Here is a 17,072-nt window from a genome sequence, read left to right on the forward strand (position 1 = left end):
GGGCCCGCCTACCGTGCCGGCATGAACGCACCCCGACTCGATGTCATCGGCCTGGTGGTCTCGGGGGCGGCGCTACGCCGTCGTGCTGGATCCGGACGGCTGCGGGGTCTCCCTCTTCGCCCAGGCCGAGGCGTAGGCGGACAGGGTCGTCCAGGCGGGGGGCGTTCCTCGTACACCCTTCCGAGGGCGTAGGGGTCCCGGGGTCTCCGGGGTCCCGGGGTCTCCGAGCCTCCGAGGGATCAGTCCTTCTCCCAGCCCGAGTGCAGCCGCGACTTCACGTCGTCCGGCGGCAGGAACCGCGACCAGCGTTCGGGGAACTCCGACGGCATGTCCGGGTCGTCCTCGTCCACGTCCTCCTCCTCGGCGCGCAGCCGGGCGACGAGGTCGGCGGCCTGGGCGGCGCGGGCGCGCTCGGTGGCCTCGCGGGCGGCGGCGGTGGCGACCGAGGGCCAGACGCGGTCGATCGCCGCGTTCACCGCCGCGCCGACGAGCACGGCGAAGGCCGAGATGCCGATCCAGAGCAGTACGGCGATCGGCGCGGCCAGCGAGCCGTAGATGGTGGGGCCCTCGACCTGGCTGGTCAGGTAGATCCGCAGCACGAAGCTGCCGAGCACCCACATCCCGAGGGCCATCAGGGCGCCGGGGATGTCCTCGATCCACGGGGAGCGCACGGGGACGGACACGTGGTAGAGCGTGGTGAGGAAGGCGACGGAGAGCAGGATGACGACCGGCCAGTAGAGGACGGCGACGACTTCCGTGCCCCAGGGGATCAGCTCCACCACCCGGTCCGGGCCGACCACCGCGAGCGGCAGGACGACCGCGCCGATGACCAGCGCCACGAGGTAGAGCAGGAAGGCGAGGAGCCGGGTCTTGACGATGCCGCGGTGCCCGTCGAGGCCGTACATCACCGTGATGGTGTCGATGAAGACGTTCACGGCGCGCGACCCGGACCACAGGGCGATGGCGAAGCCGAGGGAGATCAGTTCGGGGCGCTTGCCCTGGGTGACGTCGTCCAGGAGGGGTTTGGCGATCTCGCGGACGCCCCGGTCGGAGAGGACCGTCCGGGCGGCGTTGAGGATGTTCTCCTCGATGCTGGCGACGGTGTCGGTGTTGGTCCAGTCGTCGGCGTAGCCGAGGAGGGCGATCATGCCGAGGAGCAGCGGGGGCAGGGACAGCAGGGTGAAGAACGCCGCCTCGGCGGCGAGGCCGAGGATGCGGTACTCGATGCACGAATTGACGGTGTCCTTCAGGAGCAGCCAGACCATCTTCCGCTTGGAGACGTTGCGGTAGAGGACTCGCGCCCGGTGGAGTCTGCTCCCGGGCCGCCGCTCGGGTGTTTCGTTTGCTGCCTGCACCTCCTTACCGTATCGGCATGGCAGCCAGCACCCACACAGTGACCAACCAGGCTCCGCCCCTGGTGGGATATGACGTCTTCACGTCCGACCGGGCTCTGGCGGAGGCCGTCGAGCGTCATCTGGCGCCGGAGGTCTTCGCGGACGCACGCGAGGAACTGGCGGACTGGGGCCGGTCCGCCGGTTCGGAGCAGGCGCAGCGGTGGGGAGCGCTGGCCGACGCGTTCCCGCCGCGGCTGCGGACGCACGACCGGTACGGGAACCGGATCGACGAGGTCGAGTTCCATCCGGCCTGGCACCGGCTCCTCGGCCGGGCCGTGGGCGCCGGGCTGACCCACGCCTGGGGCCGTCCGGGTGGTCATGTGCGGCGGGCGGCCGGGTTCTTCGTCACGACGCAGGTCGAGGCGGGCCACGGCTGCCCGCTGTCGATGACGCACGCCGCGGTGCCCGCGCTGCGTACGGACCCCGCGCTCGCCGCCGTCTGGGAGCCGCTGCTGACCTCGTACGTGTACGAGCAGGGGCTGCGGCCGCCCACCGAGAAGGCCGGGGTGCTCGTCGGGATGGGGATGACGGAGAAGCAGGGCGGCAGCGACGTACGGGCGAACACGACCGAGGCGCGGGAGCTGTCCGGCGGCGCGGGCGAGTACGTCCTGACCGGGCACAAGTGGTTCTGCTCGGCGCCCATGTCCGACGGCTTCCTCGTGCTGGCGCAGGCTCCGGAAGGGCTCACCTGCTTCCTGGTGCCGCGGGTGCTGGAGGACGGTACGCGCAACGCCTTCGCGATCCAGCGGCTCAAGGACAAGCTCGGCAACCGCTCGAACGCCTCCGCCGAGGTCGAGTTCGACGGGACGACCTGGGCGCGCCGGGTCGGGGACGAGGGGCGTGGGGTCCGCACGATCATCGAGATGGTGGCGGCGACCCGGCTCGACTGCGTGCTGGGCTCGGCGGCGCTGATGCGCCAGGCGGTGGCGCAGGCCGTGCACCACGCCGCGTACCGCCGCGCGTTCGGCGGGGTGCTGATCGAGAAGCCGCTCATGCGCAATGTGCTGGCCGATCTGGCGCTGGAGTCGGAGGCGGCGACGGTGCTCGGGATGCGGCTCGCGGCGGCGTACGACAGCGATACGGAGGCGGAGCGGGCGTTCGCGCGGATCGCGGTGCCGGTGGCGAAGTTCTGGGTGACGAAGCGGTGCACGCCGGTGGTGGCGGAGGCCCTGGAGTGCCTGGGCGGCAACGGCTACGTGGAGGAGTCGGGGATGCCCAGGCTGCTGCGGGAGTCGCCGCTCAACTCGATCTGGGAGGGCTCGGGCAACGTCCAGGCGCTGGATGTGCTGCGGGTCCTGCAGCGGGAGCCGATGGCGCTCAACGCGTTCCTGACGGAGGTCGGCAGGGCGCGCGGTGCGGATCACCGGCTCGACGGCGCGATCAAGGGGATGCTGACCGAACTGGCCGATCTGAGCGGGATCGAGGGGCGGGCGCGCCGGCTCGTGGAGCGGATGGCGCTGGTGCTGCAGGGGTCGCTGCTGGTGCGGTGGGCGCCGGCGGAGGTGGCGGACGCGTTCTGTGCCTCGCGGCTGGGCGGCGACTGGGGGTCGGTGTTCGGGACGCTGCCGGCCACCCTGGATCTGGGGGCGGTGGTGGAGCGGGCGCGGGTGGAGCTCTGAACTCCGCGTCCACGCGAAAAGCCGAGGGTGGTGCTGCGCCGACACGGCACCACCCTCCGCTGGTGACCCACCCTCATGCACCGGGCGGGTGACTTGCCAGAGTTGCAAAGGGTTGCAGGATTACAGGAATCGCGCTCTGCGGGGGAGCCGCGGGCGGCACGATGGGGAGCAGGACTCGGGCAGCATCGATCCAGGACAGTGCAGAACCGATACAGCACCGCGGGTGGCTGGGAGAGACCGATGAAGAACACTCAGCTGGACATGAACCGGCTCGCCGCCATGGACGCCGCCCAGGCGACGCGGCTGCTGCACCGGGTACGGGAGGAGACGCTGGCCGGCCGCACGCCGCCGATCGCGCCCCGCCCGGTCATCGACGCCTCCTGGCGGCGGATGTTCCGGCTCGGTCTGGACCCGGACCAGGGCACGCGGAGCGAGCTGCTCCAGCGCGACGAGCTGGAGGAACGGCGGCGCACGACGGTGCTGGGCGAGGTGATGCGCACCCTGAGCAGCGGGCTCGCCGGGATCGCGGACGCGTCCATGCAGATCATGGTGGTCACCGACGAACACGGCCGGGTGCTGTGGCGCGAGGGCAATCTCGCGGTGATGCGGCAGGCCAACGGCATCTGCCTGGAGGAGGGCGCGGCCTGGACCGAGCACACCACCGGGACGAACGCGGTGGGGACGGCGCTCGCGATGCGGCGGGCGGTGCAGGTCCACTCGGCGGAGCACTACGTCCACACGCTGCACAACTGGACGTGCGCCGCGGCCCCGGTGCACGATCCGCGTGACCAGCGGCTGTTGGGGATCGTGGACGTGAGCGGTCCGGCCTCCAGTTTCCATCCGGCGACGCTCGCCCTGGTCGGTTCGGTGGCCCAGCTCGCCGAGGCGGAGATGCGGGATCGCCATCTGCGGTCGATCGAGCGGCTGCGCTCGGTCGCGGCGCCGATCCTGTGCCGGGTGGGCGGCCGCGCGGTCGCGGTGGACACGCACGGCTGGACGGCGGCGGTGACCGGGATGGCCCCGGTGGACCGGATCGCGCTGCCCAAGTCCTTCCGCGCCGGGCGTGTGTGGCTGCCGTCGCTGGGGATGTGCGCGGTGGAGCCGCTGCCGGGCGGCTGGTTGCTGCGGGTCGAGGAGGGGACCCGGGCGGAGACCACGGAGGCGGGTGCGGGTGCGGCGAGCCGGGTGGTGCTGGATCTGAGCCGGCCGCGCCGCTGGTCGGTGGCGGTGTCGGGGGCCGCGGGCAGCTGGACGCAGGAGCTGAGCCCGCGCCACGCCGAACTGCTCTACGTCCTGGCCCTGCACCGGGACGGGCGGACGGCGGCGGAGCTGGCCGAGGACGTGTTCGGCGACCGGACGAGGACGGTGACGGTACGGGCGGAGATGTCACGGATCCGCCGGAACCTGGCGAGCGTGCTCGCCCACCGCCCGTACCGCTTCAGCGAGGAGGTCGAGGTCGAGATCACACCCCCGACCCACCCGGCCGACCTCCTGCCCCACTCGACGGCCCCGGCGGTACGGTCCGCACGTCTGGGGCGTCGGGGGCCTTGAGAGACGGGGGGGCTGCGCCCCCGGGGCTCGCCCGTCGGCACGACCGGGGCCGCCGCGGCGCGTGCGGATTCCGCCGGGGCGGACGGATTCCCCCCACCCCACCCCTTCCCGAAACTCTGACGAGACCGGGGGCTGCGCCCCCGAACCCCCTGCCGCGCGGCAGCTTCGCGCCGCGAGCTCGCGCGCGGGGCGCGGGCGTGGCGGCAGGTACGCGGCGTCGGACCGGCAGCGCGGCCGGCGCACGACGCGAGGCGCACGTCGTCGACGAGCGTGACGGCGGGCGCACGCGTCGACGCGCATGGCGGCGGGCGCACGCGTCGCAGACGCGCGTGGAGGCGGGCACGCGTCGCAGACGCGCGTGGAGGCGGGCACGCGTCGCAGACGCGCGTGGAGGCGGGCACGCGTCGCAGACGCGCGTGGAGGCGGGCACGCGTCGCAGACGCGCGTGGAGGCGGGCACGCGTCGCAGACGCGCGTGGAGGCGGGCACGCGTCGCAGACGCGCGTGGAGGCGGGCACGCGTCGCAGACGCGCGTGGAGGCGGGCACGCGTCGCAGACGCGCGTGGAGGCGGGCACGCGTCGCGGACGCGCGTGGAGGCGGGCACGCGTCGCGGACGCGCGTGGAGGCGGGCACGCGTCGCGGACGCGCGTGGAGGCGGGCACGCGTCGCGGACGCGCGTGGAGGCGGGTATACCTCGCCCGATCGGCGAGCCCGGCGCATGGCATGGGCCGCGGTGGGCCCGACGTATGGCGTCGACGCGCGTACGGCGTCGGACCGGCAGCGCGGCCCGCGTCGTCGTGTCAGACCGGTGTCGTCAGGTCCTTCGCGTGGGGCGGGTTGGCGCCGCGGACCGCGCAGGTGGCCGCAGCGACGTGGGTGCCGAAGGTGACGGCCTCCTCCAGGGTGCGCGGGTCGAGGGTGGTGAGGCGGCCGCCGAGGGCCCCGGCCGCGTGGAGGCGGTGGAGGAGGCCGGCGGTGAAGGCGTCGCCCGCGCCGACGGTGTCGACGACCTCGACGGGCGGGGCGGGCAGGCGGCGGCGGATGCCGTCGTACGAGACGAGGGCGCCGGCTCCGCCGAGGGTGACGACCACGAGCGGGACGCCCGCCCGGTGCCAGGTGTCGCAGGCGGCCTCGGGAGCGGTGCCGGGGTGGAGGTGGGCGAGGTCGTCCTCGCTGAGCCGGAGGATGTCGGCCAGGGCGCACCAGCGCGGCAGACGTGACCGGTATCGCTCCGGGGCCACGAGCAGCGGGCGCACGTTGGGGTCGAGGGAGATCGTGGTGGTGGGGCGCAGTTCGGCCAGCAGTTCCTCGACGGCGGCGGCGCCCGGCTCGCGTACCAGGGCCAAGGAACCCGTGTGCAGGCAGGCGGGGTCCAGGCCGCGTACGGGCGCGAGTTCCCGGCGCGTCCACTGCCAGTCGGCGGTGGCCTCGGCGTGGAAGGAGTACTCGGCGGCGCCGTCGGGGCCCAGGCCGGCGATCGCGAGCGTGCTGGGCTCGGCGGCGTCGGGGCACAGGTCGATGCGGACGCCGGACTCGGTGAGCCGGCGGCGGAAGAGACCGCCGAAGAGGTCGCCGGAGAGCCGGCCCAGGAAGTGGGTGGGGGTGCCGAGGCGGGCGAGCGCCACGGCGGTGTTGGCGGGCCCGCCGCCGGGCAGCACGTCGAGCCGGAGGCCCGGGCCCCCGGAGGTGCCGGGGGCGGCGAAGGCGTCGGCGACGCATTCGCCGAGTACGGCCACGGGGCGGCGGGTCGCGGTCATGCGGAGGACCTTTCGGTGAGGGCCTTTCGGCCGGTGAAGATGGAGCGGGTCAGTCGGGGAGGACCGCTGAGCCCAGCGGGGTCAAGGACGCGCTCCTCAGGAGCAGTCGACCGCCCTCGGCGGTGAACTCGACGGCGTCGGACTCGCGGTAGCGCGGGTAGACCCGGGCGGTGAGCGCCGCGCCGTCCGAGGTGAACACCTCCACCGACGAGCGGTCGACGAACACGTCGAGAGCCAGCGTGCCGTCCGCGCCCGGCCGGACATGCGTGGTGTACGTCGCCCGCGTGCCGTACCCGGCGCCGGTCGTGTCGAGCGCGAGCGTTCCGGTGGACTTCTCGTAGCGCAGGACGGTCGCCTCCGCGGCGGAGGCCTTGAGGCGGAGGGTGACGGTGTCGGCGGTGGTCCCGCCGAGGTCGAGGACGGCCTTGACGCGAGCGGCGTCCCCGCGACCCAGACGCCAACCGCCCTTCACCGTCTTGCCGGTGACCGTGACGGGTCGCCCCTGCGCCAGCGAGTCCGCGGCCGCGACCGGGCGTTGGCCGAGGCGCCCGTCGGGACTGAGGAAGAGCTCGCGGTGGAGGGACTGGGCCCCGGCCCAACCGCCCACCCTGGTCGGCTCCTTGACGTTCCAGTCGCTCATCCAGGCCGTCATCAGCCGGCGCCCGGCGTCGTCCCGGTAGCTCTGGGCCGCGTAGACGTCCCCGCCGCCGTCGAGGACGCCGTGCCGCTCGGCGGTGAAGCGGCCGCCGTCGTAGGCGCCGACGGCGTAGCGCTGGAGCGACCGGCCGCCCTCGTTGGTGGAGTACAGCAGGACCCATTTCCCGTCGAGCGGGAAGAGGTCGGGGCACTCCCACATGGCGCCGGTCGTGCCGTCGCCCTCGGTCAGGACGCCGCTGTACGTCCAGCTGCGCAGGTCGTCGGAGGCGTACAGCTGCACCTTGCCGCGTCCGCCGTCGCCCGAGCCGACGACCATCTTCCAGCGGCCGTCGAGAGGGTCGCGGAAGACCTTGGGGTCGCGGAATCCGGCGGAGGAGCCGGGCGGGGCCTGGGTGATGACCTCGGTGCCGGGGGTGAAGGCGACCCCGTCCGTGCTGGTCGCGACGGCGACGGTCTCGGGGGTGGCGCCGGGGTGCGCGGCCGTGTCGGTGAACTTCGTGTACGCGACGGTCAGGGTGCCGCCGTCGTCGACGGCGCTGCCGCTGAAGATGCCGCTGATGTCGGTGGGGGTCGCGCGGGGCGGCGGGGCGAGGGCGACGGGCAGCTCGCGCCAGTGGACGGCGTCAGGGCCCTCGGCGTGCGCCCAGTGCATGGGGCCCCACAGGGGGGAGTCGGGGTGGTACTGGCTGAAGAGGTGGTGGCGGCCGCGCCACTGGACGACGCCGTTGGGGTCGTTGATCCAGCCCTGGTAGGGCGTGTAGTGGAACTGCGGCCGTAGCGGGTCGGCGGTGAAGTCCCTGGTGGCGGTGGGCTGGTTGGCCTGGCCGAGGGTGCGGAAGGTGAGGCCGTTGTCGTCGCGGACGGCGGCGTCACCGGTGCGTACGTCGTCGAGGTTGAGGTGGCCCCAGCCGCCCGTCTTGCGGTCGACGACCTCCAGGTGGACCGCCTGTCCCAGCCAGGCGGAGGTGTCCCAGAGGATCCGGACGTACGCCTCGTCCTCGGGTCCGGTCTGCTTGAGGAGCGTACGGCCGTCGCTGTCCCTGACCAGGGCGACGTAGAGGCGTTCGGGGTCCCAGCCGCCGCCGACGAGGAAGCTGATCCGCGAAGGGGCGGCGAAGGTCGACGACGTGAGGGTGCCGGTGGCGTCGTCACCGGCGGCGGCGAAGCCCCAGAGGTGGTGGCTGCCGCGGTGGTGGAAGGGGCCTCCCCAGTAGGTGTCGGTGGTGGTGACGGCTGCGGGGCCGAAGGCGGTGCCCTCGGTGACCGTCCAGCCTGTGAGATCCCCGGTGTCGAAACCGGGGTTGACCGGGCCGCCGGCCCGGGTCCCGGGCGGGGCGGCGTGTGCGACGTCCGCGGTGACGTTCGCGCTGATGGGGACGGACGCGGCGACGAGCAGGGCCGCGACGCTGATCGTTCTCGGTGCTTTCCAGCGGCTCATCCGGAAGCCTCCGTTGCCAACTCGTTACGAGTAAGGGGCATTGACGTTGCTCGCCGCGGAGTCCATCATCCTGGCCAGTCGATGTCAACGTTGACATAGGTCAACGATGACACCCCTGCGTCCTTCGAGGAGCCGCGCCATGAAGCACACTTTCCGCACCGCACTCGCCCTGACCGCCGCCACCACCTCGGCGGGCCTGCTGCTCACCGCCTGCGGCGAGGGAGCCAAGGGCTCCGCCGGGTCCGGCGGCAACTCGGGCACGGTGAAGGTCGGGCTGATCACCAAGACGGACACCAACCCGTTCTTCGTGAAGATGAAGGAGGGCGCGGAGGCTGCGGCGAAGAAGTCCGGGGTCGAACTCTCCACCGCGGCCGGGAAGTTCGACGGCGACAACGAGGGCCAGGTGACCGCGATCGAGAACATGGTCGCGGCCGGGGTCAAGGGCATCCTGATCACCCCCAACGACTCCAAGGCGATCGTCCCGGCGATCACGCAGGCCCGGGTGAAGGGCGTGCTCGTCGTCGCGCTCGACAGCCCGACCGATCCGCAGGCCGCCGCCGACGCGCTCTTCGCCACCGACAACCTCAAGGCCGGCGAACTCATCGGCCGGTACGCCAAGGCCGCCATGGCCGGGAAGCCCGCGAAGATCGCCACGCTCGACCTCGCGCCCGGCGTCGCCGTCGGACAGCTGCGGCACGACGGCTTCCTCCAGGGCTACGGCATCAAGGACGGCGACCCTGCCATCGTCTGCTCCCAGGACACCGGAGGCGACCAGGCCAAGGGCCAGACCGCCATGGAGAACTGCCTGCAGAAGGCCCCGGACATCAACGTGGTCTACACGATCAACGAGCCCGCCGCGCTGGGCGCGTACACCGCGCTCAAGGCGAAGGGCCGCGAGAAGGACGTCCTGATCGTCTCGGTCGACGGCGGCTGCACCGGCACGAACGCCGTCAAGTCCGGGAAGATCGCGGCCACTTCGCAGCAGTACCCGCTGGCCATGGCCGCCAAGGGCGTCGAGGCCGTCGTCGCGTACGCCAAGGACGGCACGAAGGCGACGGGTTACGTCGACACGGGCGTCACCCTCATCACCGACACCCCGGCGCCCTCCGTCGCGGCCAAGGACACGGCGTACGGCCTGGAGAACTGCTGGGGCTGACCCCGCCGTACGCCCCCTGCCCCCTTTCTCGTTTCCCAGGAGCACTGTTGACCACGACCACCGCACCGCCCACCGGCGCCGCGCGCGCGAGCGCTCCCGCACCGCCCCGCCTGCGCGGCCTGTTCACCCATCCCACCGCCGGCCCGCTCGTCGCGCTGCTCGTCGCCTGCGCCTTCTTCTCCTTCCAGAGCGAGCAGTTCCTCTCCGGCGGCAACCTCTCGCTCGTCGTCCAGCAGGTGATGGTCGTCGGCACCCTCGCCCTCGGCCAGACCCTGATCATCCTCACGGCCGGCATCGACCTGTCCTGCGGCGCCGTGATGGCCTTCGGCACGATCGTCATGGCCAAGCTCGCGGCCGAGGGCACGCTCCCGCCGCTCGTCGCGATCACCGCCGGCATCGGCGTCTGCGCCCTCTTCGGCCTCGCCAACGGCGCGCTCGTCACCTTCGTGAAGCTGCCGCCGTTCATCGTGACGCTCGGCATGCTCAACGTCGCCTTCGCGCTCACCCACATCTACTCGGAGGAGCAGACCGTCACCGAACTCCCCGGCGCCCTCACGGCGTTGGGCGGTACGTTCCCGCTGGGCCGCACCGACATCACGTACGGCTCGGTGCTCACCATCGCGCTCTTCCTCTGCTTCGCGTACCTCCTGGGCCAGACGGCCTGGGGCAAGCACACCTACGCGCTCGGCAACAACCCTGAGGTCGCCCGGCTCACCGGCATCCGCACCACCCGCCTCCAGCTCGGCATCTACACCCTGGCCGGGGTGATCTACGGCATCGCGGCGCTGCTGCTGGTCTCCCGTACCGGCGTCGGCGACCCCAAGGCGGGCCAGACCGACAACCTCGACGCGATCACGGCGGTGGTGCTCGGCGGGACGAGTCTGTTCGGCGGGCGCGGCGCGGTCCTCGGCACGCTCGTCGGGGCGCTGATCGTCGGCGTGTTCCGCAACGGCCTCCAGCTGATGGGCGTCGGCTCGATCTACCAGACGCTGATCACCGGCGGTCTCGTGATCCTCGCCGTGACCGTCGACCAGTTCTCCCGCAGGAAGGTCCGCCGATGACCACCGACCCCGGAGCGACCCCCGTCCTCAAGGCCCGCGGGCTCGTCAAGCGCTACGGCCACGTCACCGCGCTCGACGGCGCCGACTTCGATCTGATGCCCGGTGAGGTGCTCGCGGTCATCGGGGACAACGGCGCCGGCAAGTCCAGCCTGATCAAGGCGCTCACCGGGGCGCTCCAGCCCGACGAGGGCACCATCGAGCTCGACGGGGAGCCCGTCCGCTTCCGTGATCCGGTGGACGCGCGCCGACGCGGCATCGAGACCGTCTACCAGGATCTGGCGGTCGCGGCCTCGCTCGACATCGCGAGCAACATGTTCCTGGGCCGTGAGATCCGGCGCCGCGGGCCGCTCGGCTCGGTGCTGCGGATGCTCGACAACAAGAGGATGCGCGAGGAGTCCGCCGCGCACATGGCCGATCTGAAGATCGGGCTCCGTTCGCTGACCCAGGCCGTGGAGACGCTCTCGGGCGGCCAGCGGCAGGGCGTGGCGGTGGCGCGCGCGGTCGCGTGGGCCCGGCACGTGGTGGTGATGGACGAGCCGACGGCCGCGCTCGGGGTGAAGGAGTCGGGCCAGGTCCTCGACATGATCCGGCGGGTCCGCGACCGGGGCCTGCCGGTCGTCCTGATCAGCCACAACATGCCGCACGTCTTCGAGATCGCGGACCGGATCCACGTCCAGCGGCTCGGCCGCCGGGTGGCGCAGATCCGGCCCGGGGACCATTCGATGGCGGACGTGGTGGCGATCATGACCGGGGCCCTGACCCTGGAGGAGGCGGACGGCGGTACGGTCGTGAGCGAACGAGGCTGAGACGACGGCGACGACGACGGAGATGCGGTGACCATGGGGAGCACCCGGCGGCCGACCCTGGCCGATGTGGCAGCGCGGGTCGGTGTGACCCCGAAGACCGTGTCCCGGGTGCTCAACGAGGACGGGCCGGTCTCCGAGGCGACGCGGGCGAAGGTGCTCGCGGTCGTCGAGGAGCTGGGCTTCCGCCCCAATCTCATGGCCCGCAACATGCGGGTGGGGGCGCGGGACTCGACGGTGGGCCTGGTCGTGCCGGACATGGGCAACCCCTTCTTCGGCACGGTCGCGGGCGGCGTCGAGGACGTCGTACGGGACCGGGGGCTCACGCTCCTCATGGGGTCGTCGAGCGAGCGCGAGCCGATGGAGCACGCGCTCATCACCACGTTCCTGGCACGGCGGATCAGCGGCCTGCTGGTCGTGCCGGCGGCCGGCAGCGACCATCGCTTCCTGCGCCGGGAGCGGGAGAGCGGGCTGCCCGTGGTCTTCGTGGACCGGCCGGGCAGCGGGCTCGCGGCGGACGCGGTGGTGAGCGCGAACGAGGAGGGGGCGCGGACGGGTGTGGCGCATCTGATCGCGCACGGGCACCGCCGGATCGCCTTCATCGGCGACCGTCCGGCCACCCTCTACACGCGCAAGACGCGGCAGCGGGGCTACAAGGCGGCGCTGGAGGCGGCGGGGATCGTCCACGACCCGGCGCTGGTGGTCACGGCCCACGATCCGTACGCCGCGGGGGTCGCCGTGCGGCGCCTGCTCGCTCTCGCGGATCCGCCGACGGCCGTCTTCGCCGCGAACAACTTCGCCTCGCTCGGGGTCGTGCCCGCGCTGGCCGAGGCGGGCCGCCGCGATGTGGCCCTGGTCGGCTTCGACGACCTGCCGCTGGCGGCCGTCCTGGAACCGGGCCTTACGGTCGTGGCCCAGGACCCGGCGGCGATCGGCCACGCGGCGGCCGAGCAGATCCTGGCCCGCCTCGGCGGCGACCGCTCGCGCGCGACGACACACACGGTCCCGGTGCGCCTGATCGAGCGCGGCTCGGGCGAACTGCCACCACGGAACAGGCCCACGGCCTAGCCCCCCGTGTGGGCACTCGTCCCGCAGGGCGGGACGGGTGGGCACACGAGCCGACGCCCTTTGCGAGCGCCTCCGCCCCCTGCGCCCCTGTTGCTCGCCGCCGGCTACGCGCCCGCGTACGGGCAGTCCCGGCTCGACGACCCGCGGCTCGCCCCGGTCCGTACGGCGCTGACCCGTATCCCGCGGTGATCGTCGACCGGTACGCCGAGCTCGTCGACCGCAACGACGCGTTCCTCGCCCTGACCGCCACCGTCGCGCCCGCGCTGCTCGCCCCGCCGGTGAACGTGGCCCGGCTGCTGCTGCGCCCCCGGGGCCCGGCGCCCCGGATCGTGAACATCGACGAGTGGGCCTGGCACATCCGCGACCGCCCGACCGAGGAGAGTGTCCAGAATCCGGACAACCGGCTCACGGAGCTGCTCGCCGAGCTGGGGGCCGCGTCGGCATCCTTCGCGGAGGCGTGATGCGATGACGTCATGCGCATCACTCTCACCACCTGGTCCCTCGAACAGACCTCGCCGTCCGACCTCCGCCCCGCCACCCCGCCCCCGGGCGACGACGTCACGATCGCGCGCGCCGAGGTGCCCTCGCCCGAGTACAGCCGCTTCCTCTATACGGCGGTCGGTGGCGACATCCGCTGGAACGACCGGCTGTCGCTGACGTACAAGCAGTGGCAGGAGATCGTCGAGAAGCCCGGGGCCGAGATCTGGGTGGCGTACGAGAAGGGGACGCCGGCCGGGTACGTGGAGCTGGACCCGCAGGACGACGGCGCCGTGGAGATCGTCTACTTCGGGCTGATCCCGGCGTTCCGGGGCCGCCGGATCGGCGGGCACCTCCTCTCGTACGGAGTGCAGCGCGCCTGGGACCTGGCCGAGCGCTGGCCCGAGCGGGAGGCGACCCGGCGGGTGTGGCTGCACACCTGCTCGCTGGACGGGCCGCACGCGATGGACAACTATCTGCGTCGGGGCTTCACCCTCTTCGACACCAAGGTGGAGGAGATCGAGGAGTCCGAGACCCCCGGCCCGTGGCCCGGCGCCCACGCCTGAGCCCCGCCCCGAATCCCTCCCCTTCGAGGCGTTCTCGAAGTGACCCATGACACACTGTCTCGCCCAGCGAGACGGTGTTGTCCACATTTTGGACGAAGCTGGACTGGGTCCAAAGTCCCGTGACACGCTTCCGTCATGTCTGGAACTGGAATTGCCTTGGTGAGTCGGCGGCACGTCGACCTCGGCCGCATGTCCAGCGCCATGTGTCCGGCGCGCTGAGAGAACCAGCACCGCCGCGATCTCCTTTCTGACAGACCCTGCTGCGCACCGTCGCGCCATCCCCTGACCCGAGTACACGTGTGCAGGTCAGAGCCGCCCTCCCGCAGTCCCGAAGGACAAAACGCCATGGCCGCCACCCCGGAAAACCCCGCACCCGCCACGCCCCGCCGCAAGGTGAGCCGTCACCGTGGCGAGGGCCAGTGGGCCGTGGGGCACTTCACCCCCCTGAACGGCAATGAGCAGTTCAAGAAGGACGACGACGGTCTCAATGTGCGGACACGTATTGAGACGATCTACTCCAAGCGTGGGTTCGACTCCATCGACCCCAACGACCTGCGGGGGCGCATGCGCTGGTGGGGTCTCTACACCCAGCGCAAGGAAGGCCTCGACGGCACCAAGACGGGTGTCCTGGAGCCGGAGGAGCTGGACGCCGAGTTCTTCATGCTCCGGGTCCGCATCGACGGCGGCCGTCTGACGACCGAGCAGCTGCGCGTCATCGGCGAGATCTCGCAGGAGTTCGCGCGCGGCACCGCCGACCTCACGGACCGGCAGAACGTCCAGTACCACTGGATCCGTATCGAGGACGTCCCCGAGATCTGGAACCGGCTCGAGGCCGTCGGCCTGTCGACCACCGAGGCCTGCGGTGACACCCCGCGTGTCATCCTCGGCTCGCCGGTCGCCGGGATCGCCGAGGACGAGATCATCGACGGCACCCCCGCCATCGACGAGATCTACCGCCGGATCGTGGGCAACAAGGACTTCTCCAACCTGCCCCGTAAGTTCAAGTCCGCCGTCTCCGGCTCGCCGCTGCTCGACGTGGCGCACGAGATCAACGACATCGCCTTCGTCGGTGTCGAGCACCCGGAGCACGGCCCCGGTTTCGACGTCTGGGTCGGCGGCGGGCTGTCCACCAACCCCAAGCTGGGCGTGCGCCTGGGCACCTGGGTCTCCCTCGACGAGGTCCCGGACGTCTACGAGGGCGTCATCTCGATCTTCCGCGACTACGGCTACCGGCGGCTGCGCACCCGCGCCCGCCTGAAGTTCCTCGTCGCCGACTGGGGCCCGGAGAAGTTCCGCCAGGTCCTCGAGGACGAGTACCTGAAGCGCAAGCTGACCGACGGACCCGCCCCCGAGCAGCCGGCCGGGCAGTGGCGGGACCACGTCGGCGTCCACAAGCAGAAGGACGGCCGCTTCTACGTCGGGTTCGCGCCGCGCGTCGGCCGGGTCGACGGCGCCACGCTCACCAAGATCGCGGAGATCGCCGAGGCGCACGGCTCGGGCCGGGTCCGTACGACCGCCGAGCAGAAGATGATCGTCCTGGACATCGAGGAGGCGCAGGTCGAGTCGATCGTCTCCGCCCTGGAGGCCCTGGACCTGCGGGTCAACCCCTCGCCGTTCCGGCGCGGCACGATGGCCTGCACCGGTATCGAGTTCTGCAAGCTGGCCATCGTCGAGACCAAGGCGCGCGGCGCCTCGCTCATCGACGAGCTCGAGCGCCGCATCCCCGAGTTCGACGAGCCGATCACCATCAACATCAACGGCTGCCCCAACGCCTGCGCCCGTATCCAGGTCGCGGACATCGGTCTCAAGGGCCAGCTGGTCCTGGACGACGCGGGCAACCGGGTCGAGGGCTACCAGGTCCACCTGGGCGGCGCCCTCGGTCTGGAGGCCGGCTTCGGCCGCAAGGTCCGTGGCCTGAAGGTCACCTCGGCCGAGCTGCCGGACTACGTCGAGCGGGTCCTCAAGCGCTTCCAGGAGGAGCGCGAGGACGGCGAGCGCTTCGCCACCTGGGCGGCGCGGGCCTCGGAAGAGGCACTGTCGTGAGCGAGCGCGCGGCCCCGTTCCACTGCCCGTACTGCGGCGACGAGGACCTGCGTCCGCACGAGCAGGGTCACGGCGCCTGGGAATGCCGGGCATGCAGTCGAGCCTTCCAGTTGAAGTTCCTGGGGCTCCTCGCCCCGGGCACTTCGAGCAACTCCGCTGGAAGGGAAGAGATATGACGTCGACTCAGGCCACCGAGGCCACCGACCTGAAGGCACTCGCCGAGCAGGCCGGACGCGACCTGGAGGACGCTTCGGCCCTGGAGATCCTCCAGTGGGCCGCGGAGACCTTCGGCAAGCAGTTCTGCGTCACGTCCTCCATGGAGGACGCGGTGGTCTCCCACCTCGCCTCACGCGCCATGCCCGGCGTGGACGTCGTCTTCCTCGACACCGGCTACCACTTCCCCGAGACCATCGGCACCCGGGACGCCGTCGAGGCCGTGATGGACGTCGACGTCATCACCCTGACCCCGCGTCAGACGGTGGCCGAGCAGGACGCCGAGTACGGCCCGAGGCTGCACGACCGCGACCCCGACCTGTGCTGCGCGCTGCGCAAGGTCAAGCCGCTGGAGGAGGGCCTGACCGCGTACCGCGCCTGGGCGACGGGCCTGCGCCGCGACGAGTCCCCGACCCGGGCGAACACCCCGGTCGTCGGCTGGGACGAGAAGCGGCAGAAGGTCAAGATCTCCCCGATCGCCCGCTGGACGCAGGACGACGTCGACGCGTACGTCGCCCAGCACGGCGTGCTCACCAACCCGCTCCTCATGGACGGGTACGCCTCCGTCGGCTGCGCACCCTGCACCCGCCGCGTCGCGGAGGGCGAGGACGCCAGGGCCGGCCGCTGGGCCGGCCGGACCAAGACGGAATGCGGGCTGCACGGATGACGGACACTCAGGAAGTTCAGGAGACACACGTGACGGGTGCCACCATCTGGCTGACCGGTCTGCCGAGCGCCGGCAAGACCACCATCGCCTACGAGCTCGCCGGCCGGCTGCGCGGCGAGGGCCACCGGGTCGAGGTGCTCGACGGCGACGAGATCCGCGAGTTCCTCTCCGCGGGCCTCGGCTTCAGCCGCGAGGACCGGCACACCAACGTGCAGCGCATCGGATTCGTCTCCGAGCTGCTCGCCTCGAACGGCGTGAAGGTGCTCGTCCCCGTGATCGCTCCGTACGAGGACAGCCGCGAGGCCGTCCGCAAGCGCCACCAGACCGAGGGAACCCCCTATGTCGAGGTGCATGTCGCCACTCCGGTGGACGTGTGCTCCGTACGGGATGTGAAGGGGCTGTACGCCAAGCAGGCCGCGGGCGAGATCAGTGGCCTGACCGGGGTCGACGACCCGTACGACGAGCCGCGCAACCCCGATCTGCGGATCGAGTCCCAGAACCAGACCGTGCAGCAGTCCGCGGCGCAGCTTCACGCGCTGCTCACCGAGAGGGGCTTGCTGTGAGCTCCCTCCCGTCTCCCACCACCACCCTGCCCGAGACGC

At 72.1% G+C, this 17,072-nt stretch carries 17 protein-coding genes; 14 read left to right on the forward strand and 3 right to left on the reverse strand.

Annotated elements, in window-relative coordinates:
- Window positions 1-239: 239 nt before the first annotated feature.
- Window positions 240-1,355, reverse strand: coding sequence for a YihY/virulence factor BrkB family protein (locus tag FDM97_RS24200; protein ID WP_137992590.1), 1,116 nt, complete (start codon window positions 1,353-1,355; stop codon window positions 240-242).
- 17 nt (window positions 1,356-1,372) lie between these two features.
- Here FDM97_RS24200 and FDM97_RS24205 point away from each other — a divergent pair, with 17 nt between their 5' ends.
- Together FDM97_RS24205 and FDM97_RS24210 are read left to right on the forward strand one after the other, a co-directional pair.
- Window positions 1,373-3,013: an acyl-CoA dehydrogenase family protein gene (locus tag FDM97_RS24205; RefSeq protein ID WP_137992591.1), complete on the forward strand. Its 1,641-nt coding sequence runs from the start codon at window positions 1,373-1,375 to the stop codon at window positions 3,011-3,013.
- Between the two features lie 240 nt (window positions 3,014-3,253).
- Window positions 3,254-4,564, forward strand: coding sequence for a helix-turn-helix domain-containing protein (locus FDM97_RS24210; RefSeq protein WP_137992592.1), 1,311 nt, complete (start codon window positions 3,254-3,256; stop codon window positions 4,562-4,564).
- 800 nt (window positions 4,565-5,364) lie between these two features.
- Here the strand turns inward: FDM97_RS24210 and FDM97_RS24215 are convergent.
- Complete coding sequence (locus FDM97_RS24215) at window positions 5,365-6,321, reverse strand: carbohydrate kinase family protein (protein WP_137992593.1); 957 nt, start codon at window positions 6,319-6,321, stop codon at window positions 5,365-5,367.
- Window positions 6,322-6,370: 49 nt separating this feature from the next.
- Window positions 6,371-8,416: a glycoside hydrolase family 32 protein gene (locus tag FDM97_RS24220; protein ID WP_137992594.1), complete on the reverse strand. Its 2,046-nt coding sequence runs from the start codon at window positions 8,414-8,416 to the stop codon at window positions 6,371-6,373.
- A gap of 139 nt (window positions 8,417-8,555) precedes the next feature.
- On the opposite strand from FDM97_RS24220, the gene FDM97_RS24225 reads away from it, so the two are divergent.
- The 12 genes from FDM97_RS24225 to cysC all read left to right on the forward strand — a co-directional run bounded on the left by FDM97_RS24225 (window position 8,556) and on the right by cysC (window position 17,033).
- Window positions 8,556-9,572 carry a sugar ABC transporter substrate-binding protein gene (locus tag FDM97_RS24225; protein WP_137992595.1) on the forward strand — a complete coding sequence of 339 codons (1,017 nt, stop codon included), beginning with the start codon at window positions 8,556-8,558 and terminating at the stop codon, window positions 9,570-9,572.
- Window positions 9,573-9,619: 47 nt separating this feature from the next.
- Window positions 9,620-10,633 (forward strand): ABC transporter permease, encoded by a 1,014-nt coding sequence (locus FDM97_RS24230; RefSeq protein ID WP_137992596.1) that lies wholly within the window; start codon window positions 9,620-9,622, stop codon window positions 10,631-10,633.
- Window positions 10,630-11,439: an ATP-binding cassette domain-containing protein gene (locus FDM97_RS24235; protein WP_137992597.1), complete on the forward strand. Its 810-nt coding sequence runs from the start codon at window positions 10,630-10,632 to the stop codon at window positions 11,437-11,439. The genes FDM97_RS24230 and FDM97_RS24235 overlap by 4 nt, the downstream gene beginning before the upstream one ends.
- 33 nt (window positions 11,440-11,472) lie before the next feature.
- Complete coding sequence (locus FDM97_RS24240) at window positions 11,473-12,504, forward strand: LacI family DNA-binding transcriptional regulator (protein ID WP_137992598.1); 1,032 nt, start codon at window positions 11,473-11,475, stop codon at window positions 12,502-12,504.
- 60 nt (window positions 12,505-12,564) lie between these two features.
- Window positions 12,565-12,693, forward strand: coding sequence for a hypothetical protein (locus tag FDM97_RS36905; protein ID WP_284440301.1), 129 nt, complete (start codon window positions 12,565-12,567; stop codon window positions 12,691-12,693).
- Window positions 12,690-12,965, forward strand: a complete 276-nt coding sequence (locus FDM97_RS36590) for an MmyB family transcriptional regulator (RefSeq protein ID WP_137992599.1) — start codon at window positions 12,690-12,692, stop codon at window positions 12,963-12,965. Before FDM97_RS36905 ends, FDM97_RS36590 begins: the two co-directional genes overlap by 4 nt.
- A 12-nt stretch (window positions 12,966-12,977) precedes the next feature.
- A complete protein-coding gene (locus FDM97_RS24250) occupies window positions 12,978-13,547 on the forward strand; it encodes a GNAT family N-acetyltransferase (protein ID WP_137992600.1) in 570 nt (189 codons plus the stop codon).
- A 135-nt stretch (window positions 13,548-13,682) separates the two neighbouring features.
- The gene (locus FDM97_RS37020; RefSeq protein WP_317453974.1) at window positions 13,683-13,766 is read left to right on the forward strand and encodes a putative leader peptide; all 84 of its coding nucleotides are present in this window, start codon (window positions 13,683-13,685) and stop codon (window positions 13,764-13,766) included.
- 126 nt (window positions 13,767-13,892) lie between these two features.
- Window positions 13,893-15,590: a nitrite/sulfite reductase gene (locus tag FDM97_RS24255; RefSeq protein ID WP_137992601.1), complete on the forward strand. Its 1,698-nt coding sequence runs from the start codon at window positions 13,893-13,895 to the stop codon at window positions 15,588-15,590.
- A complete protein-coding gene (locus tag FDM97_RS36595; protein WP_137992602.1) occupies window positions 15,587-15,766 on the forward strand; it encodes a hypothetical protein in 180 nt (59 codons plus the stop codon). The genes FDM97_RS24255 and FDM97_RS36595 overlap by 4 nt, the downstream gene beginning before the upstream one ends.
- Window positions 15,763-16,470, forward strand: a complete 708-nt coding sequence (locus tag FDM97_RS24265; protein WP_137992603.1) for a phosphoadenylyl-sulfate reductase — start codon at window positions 15,763-15,765, stop codon at window positions 16,468-16,470. The genes FDM97_RS36595 and FDM97_RS24265 overlap by 4 nt, the downstream gene beginning before the upstream one ends.
- Window positions 16,452-17,033 carry an adenylyl-sulfate kinase gene (gene cysC / locus FDM97_RS24270; RefSeq protein ID WP_175439221.1) on the forward strand — a complete coding sequence of 194 codons (582 nt, stop codon included), beginning with the start codon at window positions 16,452-16,454 and terminating at the stop codon, window positions 17,031-17,033. Before FDM97_RS24265 ends, cysC begins: the two co-directional genes overlap by 19 nt.
- The last annotated feature ends 39 nt before the right edge of the window (window positions 17,034-17,072 follow it).

The organism is Streptomyces vilmorinianum, from assembly GCF_005517195.1.
Classification (GTDB): Bacteria; Actinomycetota; Actinomycetes; order Streptomycetales; family Streptomycetaceae; genus Streptomyces; species Streptomyces vilmorinianum.

Excerpts from the sequence above, each read along its gene's own strand:
- FDM97_RS24240 (WP_137992598.1), top strand. The coding sequence starts at position 11,473 with ATGGGGAGCACCCGGCGGCCGACCCTGGCCGATGTGGCAGCGCGGGTC.
- FDM97_RS37020 (WP_317453974.1), top strand. The coding sequence starts at position 13,683 with ATGTCTGGAACTGGAATTGCCTTGGTGAGTCGGCGGCACGTCGACCTC.
- FDM97_RS24255 (WP_137992601.1), top strand. The coding sequence starts at position 13,893 with ATGGCCGCCACCCCGGAAAACCCCGCACCCGCCACGCCCCGCCGCAAG.
- FDM97_RS24220 (WP_137992594.1), bottom strand. The coding sequence starts at position 8,416 with ATGAGCCGCTGGAAAGCACCGAGAACGATCAGCGTCGCGGCCCTGCTC.
- FDM97_RS24215 (WP_137992593.1), bottom strand. The coding sequence starts at position 6,321 with ATGACCGCGACCCGCCGCCCCGTGGCCGTACTCGGCGAATGCGTCGCC.
- FDM97_RS24250 (WP_137992600.1), top strand. The coding sequence starts at position 12,978 with ATGCGCATCACTCTCACCACCTGGTCCCTCGAACAGACCTCGCCGTCC.
- FDM97_RS24205 (WP_137992591.1), top strand. The coding sequence starts at position 1,373 with ATGGCAGCCAGCACCCACACAGTGACCAACCAGGCTCCGCCCCTGGTG.
- FDM97_RS24235 (WP_137992597.1), top strand. The coding sequence starts at position 10,630 with ATGACCACCGACCCCGGAGCGACCCCCGTCCTCAAGGCCCGCGGGCTC.
- cysC (WP_175439221.1), top strand. The coding sequence starts at position 16,452 with ATGCGGGCTGCACGGATGACGGACACTCAGGAAGTTCAGGAGACACAC.
- FDM97_RS24265 (WP_137992603.1), top strand. The coding sequence starts at position 15,763 with ATGACGTCGACTCAGGCCACCGAGGCCACCGACCTGAAGGCACTCGCC.
- FDM97_RS24210 (WP_137992592.1), top strand. The coding sequence starts at position 3,254 with ATGAAGAACACTCAGCTGGACATGAACCGGCTCGCCGCCATGGACGCC.
- FDM97_RS24225 (WP_137992595.1), top strand. The coding sequence starts at position 8,556 with ATGAAGCACACTTTCCGCACCGCACTCGCCCTGACCGCCGCCACCACC.